Annotated in this window: 12 protein-coding genes; all 12 read left to right on the top strand. The window is 65.3% G+C overall.

Annotated features, from left to right (window positions below; genetic code table 11):
* The first annotated feature begins 10 nt into the window (after positions 1-10).
* The 12 genes from NLM32_RS23690 (at position 11) to NLM32_RS23635 (ending at position 12,745) form a co-directional block, all read left to right on the top strand.
* Positions 11-1,660 carry an arylsulfatase gene (locus NLM32_RS23690; protein ID WP_254131284.1) on the top strand — a complete coding sequence of 550 codons (1,650 nt, stop codon included), beginning with the start codon at positions 11-13 and terminating at the stop codon, positions 1,658-1,660.
* Positions 1,661-1,724: 64 nt separating this feature from the next.
* Positions 1,725-2,759 (top strand): MoxR family ATPase, encoded by a 1,035-nt coding sequence (locus NLM32_RS23685; protein ID WP_254131283.1) that lies wholly within the window; start codon positions 1,725-1,727, stop codon positions 2,757-2,759.
* A gap of 7 nt (positions 2,760-2,766) precedes the next feature.
* The gene (locus NLM32_RS23680; protein WP_254131282.1) at positions 2,767-3,768 is read left to right on the top strand and encodes a DUF58 domain-containing protein; all 1,002 of its coding nucleotides are present in this window, start codon (positions 2,767-2,769) and stop codon (positions 3,766-3,768) included.
* Complete coding sequence (locus NLM32_RS23675) at positions 3,761-4,252, top strand: DUF4381 domain-containing protein (protein ID WP_254131281.1); 492 nt, start codon at positions 3,761-3,763, stop codon at positions 4,250-4,252. Before NLM32_RS23680 ends, NLM32_RS23675 begins: the two co-directional genes overlap by 8 nt.
* Positions 4,245-5,243, top strand: a complete 999-nt coding sequence (locus NLM32_RS23670) for a VWA domain-containing protein (protein ID WP_254131280.1) — start codon at positions 4,245-4,247, stop codon at positions 5,241-5,243. The genes NLM32_RS23675 and NLM32_RS23670 overlap by 8 nt, the downstream gene beginning before the upstream one ends.
* Positions 5,236-6,759 carry a VWA domain-containing protein gene (locus NLM32_RS23665; protein WP_254131279.1) on the top strand — a complete coding sequence of 508 codons (1,524 nt, stop codon included), beginning with the start codon at positions 5,236-5,238 and terminating at the stop codon, positions 6,757-6,759. Before NLM32_RS23670 ends, NLM32_RS23665 begins: the two co-directional genes overlap by 8 nt.
* Entirely contained in the window at positions 6,756-8,150 is a 1,395-nt protein-coding gene (locus tag NLM32_RS23660; protein ID WP_254131278.1) for a BatD family protein, read from the top strand. Before NLM32_RS23665 ends, NLM32_RS23660 begins: the two co-directional genes overlap by 4 nt.
* Before the next feature lie 84 nt (positions 8,151-8,234).
* Positions 8,235-9,920 (top strand): arylsulfatase, encoded by a 1,686-nt coding sequence (locus tag NLM32_RS23655; RefSeq protein ID WP_254131277.1) that lies wholly within the window; start codon positions 8,235-8,237, stop codon positions 9,918-9,920.
* A 29-nt stretch (positions 9,921-9,949) separates the two neighbouring features.
* Complete coding sequence (locus NLM32_RS23650; RefSeq protein ID WP_254131276.1) at positions 9,950-10,963, top strand: HAD family phosphatase; 1,014 nt, start codon at positions 9,950-9,952, stop codon at positions 10,961-10,963.
* A gap of 58 nt (positions 10,964-11,021) precedes the next feature.
* Positions 11,022-11,531 carry a hypothetical protein gene (locus NLM32_RS23645; protein WP_254131275.1) on the top strand — a complete coding sequence of 170 codons (510 nt, stop codon included), beginning with the start codon at positions 11,022-11,024 and terminating at the stop codon, positions 11,529-11,531.
* Between the two features lie 33 nt (positions 11,532-11,564).
* Positions 11,565-11,804 (top strand): DUF3302 domain-containing protein, encoded by a 240-nt coding sequence (locus NLM32_RS23640; RefSeq protein ID WP_254131274.1) that lies wholly within the window; start codon positions 11,565-11,567, stop codon positions 11,802-11,804.
* Positions 11,804-12,745, top strand: a complete 942-nt coding sequence (locus NLM32_RS23635) for an HlyD family secretion protein (protein WP_254131273.1) — start codon at positions 11,804-11,806, stop codon at positions 12,743-12,745. Before NLM32_RS23640 ends, NLM32_RS23635 begins: the two co-directional genes overlap by 1 nt.
* Positions 12,746-12,755 lie beyond the last annotated feature (10 nt).

Here is a 12,755-nt window from a genome sequence, read left to right as displayed (position 1 = left end):
GGAGTAAGGAATGAGTGGCGAATTGGAGAACAACAAAAACCAGTCGCGGGCTGACAAGTCGATCGATCGCAGAAACCTTCTTTTGGGAACATCCTCGCTCGTCGCGGCCGCGGCGCTGACCTCCGATGCATTCGCGCAGGCTCAGAAGGCGGCTCCCGCTGCGTCATCGTCCAATTCGGGCAGCAAGCCGAATATCCTCTTCATCATGGGTGACGACATCGGCTGGTTCAATGTCAGCGCCTACAATTTGGGAATCATGGGCTATCGCACGCCCAATATCGATCGCATCGGCAAGGAAGGCGCTGTTTTCACCGACTGGTACGGCCAGCAGAGTTGCACGGCGGGCCGCGCGGCCTTCATCACAGGACAATCACCGATACGCACCGGCCTGACCAAGGTCGGCCTGCCTGGCGCCGAGCTCGGGCTTGGACCGCTGGATCCAAGCGTCGCCGACGTCCTCAAGACCTATGGTTACGCCACCGGTCAGTTCGGCAAGAACCATCTCGGCGACCGCGACGAACATCTGCCGACCGCGCACGGCTTCGATGAATTCTTCGGCAATCTCTACCATCTCAACGCCGAGGAGGAGCCGGAGAACCCCGACTATCCGAAGGATCCCGAGTTCCGCAAGAAGTTCGGGCCGCGCGGCGTGCTCAAGGCCACCAGCGACGGCAAGATCGAGAACACCGGACCACTCAATACCAAGCGCATGGAGACTGTGGACGAGGAATTCCTCGGAGCGGCGAAGGATTTCATCAACCGCCAGCATCGGGCCAACAAGCCGTGGTTCTGCTACTTCAACTCGACCCGGATGCACATCTTCACGCATCTGAAGAAGGAGTCGCAGGGCAAGACCGGGCTCGGCACTTATCCCGACGGCATGGTGGAGCACGACGGGATGGTCGGCGAGCTGTTGAAGCTCGTGGATGATCTCGGCGTCGCCAACAACACCATCGTCGTCTACACCACCGACAACGGCGCCGAAGCCTTCACCTGGCCTGATGGCGGCTCCACGCCGTTCAAGGGCGAGAAGGCGACAAACTGGGAAGGCGGCTTCCGCGTTCCCTGCCTGATGCGCTGGCCGGGCGTCATCCAGCCGGGCACCGTGATCAACGATGTCTGCGCGCATGAGGATTTCATCCCGACCTTTGCGGCAGCGAATGGCGATACCGACCTCGTCGAGAAGCTGAAAAAGGGCTCAACGCTGAACGGCAAGACGTTCAAGGTCTATCTCGACGGGGTCAACCTGCTGCCGTTCCTCAAGGGTGACGCAAAGGAATCGCCGCGCAAGGAGTTCATGTATTGGAGTGACGACGGCGACTTGATGGCCCTCCGCATCCGCGAGTGGAAGATCACCTTCATGGAGCAGCACACTGAGGTGAATCCACAAACCCCGCTTGGCGTCTGGCAAGGCAACTTCACCAAGCTACGCGGGCCAAATCTCTACAATCTCCGGGCAGATCCGTTCGAGCGGGGCCCCGACAGCATCTACTACGCCGATTGGCAGGCCCACCGCGCCTTCATGTTCGTCCCGGCTCAAGCGATCGTCGCGAAATACATCGAGAGCTTCAAGGAGTTTCCACCACGCGCAAAGGCAGCGAGCTTCACCGTCAGTGACGTGATGGACAAACTGACCACGGCGAACTCGGGCAAGAACTAAGAAATACGCCGTGCATCGGCCGGTGAAATGCCGGCCGGTGGTTTCTCAAAAAGACTGGAAGAGCATGTCGGAATCCGGAACGGCAGGAGCAGCGGCCTTCAAGGCACCCGCGAACGCCGACCGCTCGGCGGCGCGTGACGCCGTGCTCGATCTCAAGTCACGCATCGGCCAGTCCGTGCTCGGCCAGGATCATCTCGTCGAGAGCATGCTGATCGGGCTTCTGGCCAATGGAAATCTCCTAATCGAGAGCCTGCCGGGCCTCGCCAAGACGCGCGCAGTCAAGACGCTGGCAAAGCATCTGGCCGCGGACCTGTCGCGGGTGCAGTTCACCCCCGACCTGCTGCCATCGGACGTGACCGGCGCTGAAATCTACGTGCAGACCGACAAGGGCGGCCAGTTCGAGTTTCAGAAGGGTCCGATCTTCGCCAATCTGGTGCTGGCCGACGAGATCAACCGTGCGCCGGCCAAGGTGCAATCCGCGCTGCTCGAAGCCATGGAAGAGCGCCAGGTCACGGTCGCCGGCAAGACCTACAAGATGCCCGATCTGTTCATGGTGCTCGCGACCGAGAACCCGATCGAGCAGGAAGGCACCTACCCCCTTCCCGAAGCCCAGCTCGACCGCTTCCTGATGCATGTCGTCATCACCTATCCCGACGAAGCGACGGAGGCCGAAATCATCCGGCTCAACCGCGCGGAAAACGCACAGGCACCGAAGGACCACGCCACCGAGCCGCCACCGATCCCGCAGCAGGAAATTCTCAATGCGCGCGGCGAGATCGACGGCATCTTCGTCTCGGACCTCGCCGAGAAATACATGGTCGACGTCATCTCCGCGACGCGCTTCCCCGGCCGTTATGGCGAGCGCCTGAGCAAATGGATCCAGGTCGGCGCAAGTCCACGCGGCAGCCTCGCGCTCGACCGTTGCGCCCGTACCCGCGCATGGCTCGACGAGTACGACTTCGTGACACCCGACCATGTTCGCGCCGTCGTCCACGACTGCCTGAGGCACCGGATCATCCTCAGCTACGAGGCAGTGTCCCAGGGCGTCACTCCCGACCAGGTGATCGACAAGATCACCGAGCTCGTCGCGGCAGCCTGAGGCCGACATGCCCGAGACATCAGCCAAACTGCCAGGAGCCAAACTGCCAGGTGTCTATGTCGATCTCGACGACCTGATTGCGCTCGAATACCGCGGACGCAGGGTCTCGTTCCTGCCGCGTCAGCCGGTCCACAGCCTGCTTTCGGGCCGCTTTGCTTCACGCATGCGCGGCCGTGGCCTGAACTTCGAGGAAATCAGGGACTATCGCGCCGGCGACGACGTCCGCTCGATCGACTGGAAAGTGACGGCGCGCCTGCGCAAGCCGCATATCCGTGTCTTCAACGAAGAGCGTGACCGGCAAACGATCCTCGTGGTCGACCAGCGCCTGTCGATGTTCTTCGGCAGCCGACGCGCGATGAAATCGGTGACCGCCGCGGAGGCAGCCGCGATCGGCGCCTGGCGGGTGCTTGGCGTCGGCGACCGCATCGGCGGCGTGGTGTTCGGCGACCAGGGCATCACGGAGGTGACGGCGCGTCGCAGCCGGGCGAACGTGCTCCAGATCCTCGCCGCCATCGTCGCTCAGAACCAGGCGCTGGGTGTCGGGCGCGGTCTCGTCTCCGCGCCGGCGATGCTCAATGCCGCGCTTGATCGCGCGCGGCGTCGCGCGCCCCATGATGCGGCCGTGATCATCATCAGCGATTTCGATGGCGCCGACGAGACGACGCGGGGCATGGTCGCCGACATGGCGCGGCACAATGATGTGATCGCCGTGCTGGTCCATGATCCCCTGCAAAGCGATCTGCCGTCTTCGGCCACCATGACCGTGACCGACGGCGAATTGCAGATCAGGCTCGACGTCGGCCGTGACAGCGTTCGCGACAATGTATCGCGAGCCACTCAGGATCGCCTCAAGGTTATCTTCGACTGGTCGCATGAACTCGGAATCCCCGTGCTGCCGCTAAGCGCCGCGGAGGATACAGCCGCACAACTTCGCCGCCTGCTCGGCGGCCTCTCGGCGCGCCATGGTGGTGGTACCCGCCACAACCGGACGGAGGCGGCCCTTGGCTGAAGCTCCATCCGCAACGGCAGATCCTGTCGCCGGCCTGATCGACGTCCCGCTGCCGCGTGAGGTGAGCCTCTGGCCACAGACCTGGGAGGCGCGGCTCGCGATTGGCCTGCTGCTGCTGGCGATGGTTGCGGCGGTGTGGCGCTATGTGCATCGGCGCCGCGTTGACCGCTATCGCCGCGAAGCGCTCGCAGAGCTTTCGCGGATCGAGCATGCCGGCGATTCGGGGCCTTCGGAACTGCTGTCGAGGCTCACCGTGCTGGTGCGGCGCACGTCGCTGGCCGCCTTCCCGCGCGCGCAGGTCGCGCCCCTGATCGGGCCGGCATGGCTTTCCTTCCTCGATCGCAGCTATGGCGGCGAGGAGTTCTCTCATGGCGTGGGCCGCCTGCTCGCGAGCGATCCGTATCAGCAAATACCGCCCGAACCGGCCGAGCTGCAATCGCTGCTTCGGCTCGTCCGCCTCTGGATCAGGGGGCACCATGCTTGAATTCGCCTGGCCATGGCTGCTTCTGTTGCTGCCGCTGCCAATCCTGGCGTGGTGGCTGCTGCCGCCGTACCGGGCGCGACAGGCCTCGATCCAGGTGCCGTTCTTCGACAGGCTCGCCGCAGCAACGGGACAGACGCCGCAGCGGGGCGCGGTCATCCTGGAACGCCGGGCCGTGCAAATGATCGCCGCCGTGGCGATCTGGACATTGCTGGTGATCGCGCTCACGCGCCCGCAATGGGTCGGCGACGCAGTGACGCGCGACGTGTCCGCGCGCGACCTGATCCTGGCGATCGATATCTCGGGCTCGATGGACCAGAACGATTTCAAGGCGTCCGACGGCAAGGTGCTGACCCGTCTCGACGGCGTGAAGCGCGTGGTCAGTGATTTCATTGCCCGTCGCAAGGGCGACCGGGTCGCCCTCCTCCTGTTCGGCACCAAGGCCTATGTGCAGGTGCCGTTCACCCAGGATCTGCAAACGGCGCAGCAATTGCTCGATCAGGCCGCAGTCGGCATGGCCGGCCAGCAGACCGCGATCGGTGACACGATCGGCCTTGCCATCAAGACATTCGCGGCCAGCACGGCGAAGCAGAAGCTGCTGGTCCTCCTGACCGACGGCAACGATACCGCGAGCCGCGTGCCGCCCGAGCACGCCGCCGACATCGCCCATCAGAACGACGTCGCCGTCTACACGATCGGTGTCGGCGATCCCGCCGCTTCCGGCGAAAACCGCGTCGATCTCGGGGTCCTTCAGCGCGTCGCGACCACCACGGGCGGGCACTTTTTCAGAGCCGAGGATGGCGCCGAGCTGCAGGCGATCTACGCCGACATCGACCGGCTGGCGCCGGCGAAACTTCAGACCCTGTCGTGGCGGCCGAAATTGCCGCTGTTCCAGTGGCCGCTTGGCGCGGCCGTCATGCTTGGCCTGCTGCTGTGGCTCGCACTCCTGCTCGGCAGCGAGTGGCGTCGGATGAGGAGCGTCAGCCATGCATGACGCGGCCACGATGTCCTTCCATCTGTTGCGACCGCTCTGGCTGCTCGCGCTGATCCCGCTCGCTGTGGTGTTGGTCGTCCTGCTGCGCCGGCAAAGCGCGAGCGCGCAATGGGGCGGCGTGATCGCCCCCCATCTCCTCACGCACCTGATCGTGCGGCCGCAGCAGGGACGCCACGTCAATCCGCTCTATCTGGTGGCTGCCGCCATGACGCTCGGAATCGTCGCGCTGTCCGGACCGACCTGGCGGCGGGAGCTGCCGCCCTTTGTCGAGGACAAGGCGCCACTGATGGTCGCACTCGCCGTCGGCGCCTCGATGGGCGGGACCGATATCGCGCCGTCGCGCCTCGAACGCGCCAAGCAGAAAGTCAGCGATCTGCTGGCGGCCCGCGCCGGTGCCCGGACCGGCCTTGTCGCCTATGCCGGCACCGCGCATCTTGTGATGCCGCCGACCGATGACCGCTCCGTGATCGCGCCATTCCTGGCCGCGCTGTCTCCGGGACTGATGCCTACGGACGGCATGAATGTGGCCGCCGCAATCGCCCTTTCGGTCGACGCGCTGGCGACCGAACCCGTCGCCGGAACCATCCTCCTTGTCGCCGACGATCTCGGCACTGCCGATGCGGCCGCCATGCAGCAAGCGGCCGGGCGCAACAGCCTCGTCGTCCTTGCGGTCAGCGCTGACGATTCTGCGCTGCCGGCCGGCATCGATGCCATCAAGGTCAGCATCGACGGCTCCGACATTGCGCGGCTGGAGCGACGGATCGAGACACGTTTTCAGGCCGCGCAAGGCGATGCGTTCGGAACCCAATGGCGCGACGAAGGCTATTGGCTGCTGCCGCTGCTGGCGCTGCTGAGCCTGCTCTGGTTCCGGCGCGGCACGACCGTGGCCTGGATTTTGGCTCTCTGCATCGTCTCGCACGCGGCGCCGTCGCGCGCCGAGGGATCCTCGGGGTTCACCGGCCTGTGGCTGACGCCTGACCAGCAGGGACGGCTGGCGTTCGACCGCAGCGAGTATCGGGCTGCGCAAAATCTGTTCGCCGATCCGATGTGGCGCGGCATCGCGGCCTACCGCAGCTATGACTTCATCGCAGCCGCCGAGGAATTCGCGCGCGTCGATACGCTCGAGGGCAAATTCGCGCTTGGCAATGCCCAGGCGCAAAACCACGCCTATGAAAAGGCCCTGAAGACCTACGACGAGGTGTTGAAGGCGCAGCCCGGCAACGCCGCAGCAAAGACCAACCGCGCCATCGTTCAGGCGGCGCTGGAGGCGGCGGAGGCGAAGCGCCGAAAGCAGGAGCAGGACGATTCCGCGCCGCCGGACGAGAAGGCCGACGAGACGCGCATCGATCCCAACCAGAAAGGCGGCAAGAGGATCACCGTCACGCCGCAGGACGTCACCACCGCAGGCGCGGCCGAAGCCTGGATGCGGCAGGTCCAGACCTCGCCGGCCGATTTCCTCAAGCTGAAATTCGCGATCCAGGACGCAGCGCCTGCGCAGCGAACGGCCGCGCCATGACACGATGGATCGGATCAGCCATGGTCTGGATCGCCGCGCTGCTGCTGCAACCGCACGCCTTCGCGCAGGAGCCGGTCGCCGCGGAGCCGATCGTGCAGGTGACGGCCGATCCGGCACGTGTCGTGGTCGGACAGCCCGTGACGCTGCGGATCGCCGTGCTCGCGCCCAACTACATGACCTCGCCGCCCGAGCTGCCCGATTTCCAGGTCCGCAATGCCGTGACCCGGCAGCTGCAGAGCGTCAATACCACCGAGCAGCGCGACGGCGTGTCCTATGCCGGCGTGCAGTACGAATATGCCATCTCGCCGCAGGAGCCCGGCACCTATGCGATTGCGGACCAGAGCGTCAGCATCAAATACGCCGCCGCCCCTCCCGCCACGCGTGAGCTGAGCGTCGTGCTGCCGCGTGTGTCGTTCGAGGCCTTCATTCCGGATGCGGCCGCCGCACTCCGTCCGTTTGTGTCAGCCCAAAAGCTGGTTGCCGAACAGCAGATCAAACGTTCATCCGACCCGCTCAGGGCCGGCGACGCCGTCACCCTGACGGTGACGATCACCGCCGAGGGGACACCGGCGATGCTGCTACCCCCGTTGCAATTTTCGGCGGTCGATGGCCTGCGGCTCTATCCGGCACAGTCTCAGCTCGAGGACAAGACGCAGGCGCGCACCGACGTCATGACCGCGACCCGGATCGAGTCCGCGACCTATATGGTGGAACGATCCGGCACCTATGCGCTGCCCGCGATCGAGATCGGTTGGTGGAACGTGGCCGGCGGCAAGGTCGAGCGGATCCATCTCGACGGTTTGGCTTTCACCGTTGCCGCAACTCCCGGGATGACAGGCGAGCGGCCTGTCGGCCAATCCGGCCGCAATTGGACCTGGGCCGGCATTCGCGACGTCCTCGCAGACCATTGGTTGATCGTCCTGCTCGCAGCCATCATTGCTGTGGGCCTCGGCCTGATCGCGCCCCGCGCGATCCGGCGAGCGAGCGCCGATCATCGACGACGCCGGGACGCCTACCGCCGGTCGGAGGCCTTTGCATTCCACCAGCTTCGCCGCGCGATCGGTCGCCGGGACGCAAGCCGGGCCTATTTCGCATTGCTCGATTGGTTGCCGCACCTCAAGGCCGCCCCGGACAGCACCGCCGCGGCGTTTCGCGCGGCCGCAGGCGATCCGGTGCTCGACGCGCAGATCGGAGCGCTCGAGCGCACGCTCTATGGCAAGGGAGGCAACGCCGCTCCCTGGTCGCCCAACGAGATGATCCGCCATCTGACCGCGGCGCGCCGCGATCTGCGACCGCGCGCGAGGCACGGCCGCAGCAGAGGCCTGCCCCCATCGATCAATCCGGCCGGGACTTCCACGCCTGCGCATGACCGCAGGAGGCCCGCCAGATGAGCGAAGCACGTCAAGACCAGGCAGCACCAGAACGGAGCTCGTTGTCACCAGCGAAAACAACCCTTGTGTAACCGGGAGCGTCAAATGAGCAGTGAAACGACAAGGCAAGACCTCAGCACGGATTCCGCCTCCGATACCGCGCGAGCCATTCATCGCCGAGCGATTCTGCTCGGCACATCGTCGATCGTCGCGACGGCCGCGCTGACCTCACAGGCCGTTGCCCAGGCGCAGAAGGCTGCGCCGTCGCCAACACCCGCCGCGGCGCCGCCGAGCGGACGCAAGCCCAATATCCTCGTCATCTTCGGCGACGACATCGGCATTCCCCAGATCAGCGCCTACACCATGGGCATGATGGGCTACCGCACGCCCAACATCGACCGGATCGCGCGCGAAGGCGCGATCTTCACGGACTCCTACGGCCAGCAGAGCTGCACGGCCGGCCGCGCCTCCTTCATCCTCGGCCAGGAGCCGTTCCGGACCGGCTTGCTCACGATCGGCATGCCCGGCGATCCCCATGGCATCCAGGACTGGATGCCGACGATCGCCGACGTGCTGAAGACGCAAGGCTATGCCACCGGCCAGTTCGGCAAGAACCATCTCGGCGATCGCGACGAGCATCTGCCGACCAAGCACGGCTTCGACGAATTCTTCGGTAATCTCTATCACCTCAATGCGGAAGAAGAGCCGGAGGGCTATTTCTATCCGAAGGATCCGAATTTCCGGAAACAGTACGGCCCGCGCGGCGTGCTCAAGACATCGGCCGACGGCAAGATCGAGGACACAGGCCCTCTGAATACCGCGCGGATGCCGACGGTGGACGAGGAGTTCCTCGGCGGCGCCAAGGATTTCATCGGACGTCAGGTCCGCGCCAACCGTCCGTTCTTCGTCTGGTTCAATTCGACGCGGATGCATGTCTTCACGCATCTGAAGCCGTCGTCGCTTGGCAAGACCGGCAAGGGTATGCATGCCGACGGCATGGTCGAGCATGACGGCATGGTCGGCGAGTTGCTGCAGCAACTGGACGATCTCGGCATCGCCGACAACACCATCGTCCTCTACACCACGGACAACGGCGCCGAACTCGCGCTGTGGCCCGACGGCGCGCAGACGCCGTTCCATGGCGAGAAAGGCACGACCTGGGAAGGCGGCATGCGCATTCCCATGATGGTCAGGTGGCCAGGCGTCGTGAAGCCCGGCACGCAATACAACGAGATCATCTCGCTGATCGACTGGTTCCCGACCCTCTGCGCCGCTGCCGGGATCCCGGACATCAAGGAGAAGATGAAGACCGGATTCGCCGGCGCCGGCGGCAAAAGCTTCCGGGTTCATCTCGACGGCTACAACTTCATGCCGTTCTTCAAGGGAGAGACCACCACGCCGCCGCGGGACGCGCTCTACTATTTCGACCAAGGCGGCAATCTCAACGCCATCAGGTGGAACGACTGGAAGCTGAGCTTCGCCACCGCCTCCAAGGGTAATATCGCGACCGCGACCCGCGAAATTCCCGCATGGTCGCTGATCGCGAACCTGCGCATGGACCCCTACGAGCGCGGCATGGAGGATGGCGGCGGAGCGATCGACTTTCTGGCCCGGAACATGTGGCTGATCGTGCCGGTGCAAGGGAAGATCAAGGAGTTCTTCTCCGACTTCGACCAGTTCCCCTATCAGGAAGGCAGCTCGCTGAACGCGAGCGGCATCAATTACGGCCTGCTTCGGCAGCAGGCGGCCTTGAAGCGGCTCAACGAGCTCGAACGCATGAAGCCGCAATAGCCGGAGCGAGGGATGGAAGGGGAGATGCAATGATGGCACGGCTCGCTGCTTTGCTGCTTGCATGTTTGGCCGGCATCGCCGTTGCGATGGCGCAGCCGGCCGATCTCCTGCCCTCCTGGAACGACGGCGCGGCGAAATCGGCGATTGCCGACTTCGTCGTGCGCGTCACGCGCGACGGCGGCCCGGACTTCGTGCCGCCCGCCGAGCGCATCGCCGTGTTCGACAATGACGGCACGCTGTGGTGCGAGCAGCCGATCTATTTCCAGTTCGCGTTCGGGCTCGACCAGGTCAAGGCGATGGCGCCGCAGCATCCGGAATGGAAGCAGCAGCAGCCGTTCAAGGCGTTCCTCGCCGGTGACAAGGACGCCTTCGCCGCGCAAGGCCAAAAGGCAATGCTCACCCTGCTCGCGGTGGCGCACAGCGGCATGACGACGGACGCTTACGCCCGATCGGTCGGCGACTGGCTGGCGCAGGCCCGGCATCCGCGGTTCAACCGGCCCTACGACGAGCTGATCTACCAGCCGATGGTGGAGCTGCTCGCCTATCTGCGCGCGAACGGTTTCAAGACCTTCATCGTCTCCGGCGGCGGCGTCGAATTCATGCGGGTCTGGGCCGAGAAGGCCTACGGCATTCCGCCGGAGCAGGTCGTGGGCTCGTCCGGCGTCACGCAGTTCAAGATCGGCGCCGACGGCCGGCCTGTGCTGATGAAGCTGCCGAAGGTCGAATTCATCGACGACGGCGCCGGCAAGCCGTCGGGCATCAACCGCTTCATCGGCCGCCGCCCGATCCTTGCCTTCGGCAATTCGGATGGCGACCAGCAGATGCTGCAATGGACCGCGGCCGGCTCCGGTGCGCGCTTCCTCGGCATCGTCCACCACACCGACGCCGCACGCGAATACGCCTACGACCGCCAGTCGAAGGTCGGAAAGCTCGACAAGGCCTGGGACGAGGCCACCCAGCGCGGCTGGACCGTCGTCGACATGGCGAAAGACTGGAAGACGGTGTTCGCGTCCGACCGCGGCAGCACGGGAGCGGCGCAATGACGGGAAACCGGTGATGGATCTGACGGGCAATAGGCAGAAGAGCAAGAAGAGGTACACAATGTCTAAGCATACCGACGTGGCACGACTGGCAGGCTGCATTCTGGTTCTCGCCGGCGGCATAACGATAGCGCCGGCGACGCTATCGGCGGCCCCGCTTCAACCGACCGCGATCCAGCACGACGCCACGGCGTCGTCCGACCTCATCGAGGTCCGCGCGGCGGGTCGCCGCGGCGGGGCGGCAGTGGGCCCCCGTGGCGGTGCGGTCGTTCATCGCGGCGGTGCCGCCGTCGGTCCGCGCGGCGCGGCCTATCGCGGCACCACCGTCGTCAGAGGACCTCGGGGCAACGTCGCAGCTCGCAGCACGACGGCGGTTGCCGGACGCGGCGGCTGGGCACGGCCGGGCTGGTACGGCTGGCCGCGTGGCGGCGCAATTGCCGCGGGTGCCGCGATCGGCGTCGTGACCGCGGCAACGGCGGCCGCATGGGCCGGTGCAGCCCCCGCGCCCGGCATGTGCTGGTACTACACCGATCCGTCCCGCACCCAGGGCTTTTGGGACTATTGCCAGTGACGGCGGCGCGCCAATGACACCGGGGCGGCCATCATGAGCGGCTACGACATCTTCGCCTGGATCGTGCTGGTGATCCTGCTCGCCAGCGGCGTCGCCGTGATCTGCATCGCCGGATGGCTGCCCGGTCATATCGCCAAATCGCGCAACCATCCCTACGCACAGGCAGTGGCGGTCGCGGGCTGGATCACGCTGTTCTTCGGCTTCGCGCTATGGCCCCTCGCCTTCATCTGGGCCTATGTCGACGTGCCATCGCGCAAGGCAGGAGATGCGTGATGGCCATCGCGATCCTCAACATCTACCTCGTGCTGCTGTTCCTGCTGGTACATTTCAGAGTCGTGCGCTTCAACCTGTTCTGGAAAGTATCACCGGCGATCGTGATGGTGCTGGTGCTGCTGGGCTTGCTGATCCCGATGGGCTGGGGCGCGCCGCAAGGCGCAGCGCTGGTGGTGCGCAACGCGGTCTCGATCGTGCCTGACGTCGCGGGCGAAGTGACCGACGTCCCCGTCGTCGCCAACGTGCCGCTGCGGTCCGGCGACGTGCTGTTCAAGATCGACCCGACACCTTACGCGGCACAAGTGAAGGCGATCAACGCCCAGTTCAAGCTCGCGAAGACACGGCTCGGCCAGATGACCGAACTTTACGAAAAGGACGCCGGCCGCGGCTTCGACGTCGAGCAGCGCCAGTCCGAGGCCGATCAATTGTCCGGCCAGCTCGAGGCCGCGCAGTGGAATCTCGACAAGACCACCGTGCGCGCGCCGGCCGACGGCTACGTCACCAACCTCGCGCTACGCAAGGGCGCGCGCGTCTCGAGCCTGCCGCTGTCGCCGGTGATGGCGTTCATCGACACCTCCTCGACCATCATCGGCGTCGAGATCAACCAGATCGACGCGCGTTACGTCGCGCCCGGCCAGGAGGTCGAGGCCACCTTCAAATTCGCCCCGGGCCAGATCTTTACGGGCAAGGTCGAAAGCGTGCTGCAGGCGATCGCGCCGGGCCAGACGCAGACGTCGGGCACAGCCGTGCTGCCGAGGGCGATCGAGGCGGCGCCGTTCGTCGTCCGCGTCAGGCTCGACGATGCCGATTTCGCAAGGCGCCTGCCGGCAGGAAGCGCAGGCACGGCGGCGATCTACACCGACCATGTCAAGCCGGCGCACATCGTTCGACGTGTGGTGCTGCGCCAGCTTGCGATCCTGAATTACGTCAATCCGTTCTGAGGGAGTGCCA

Origin of the sequence: Bradyrhizobium sp. CCGUVB14 (genome assembly GCF_024199935.1) — a bacterium.
Classification (GTDB): domain Bacteria; phylum Pseudomonadota; class Alphaproteobacteria; order Rhizobiales; family Xanthobacteraceae; genus Bradyrhizobium.
This window is presented reverse-complemented; position numbering and strand designations above follow the sequence as displayed.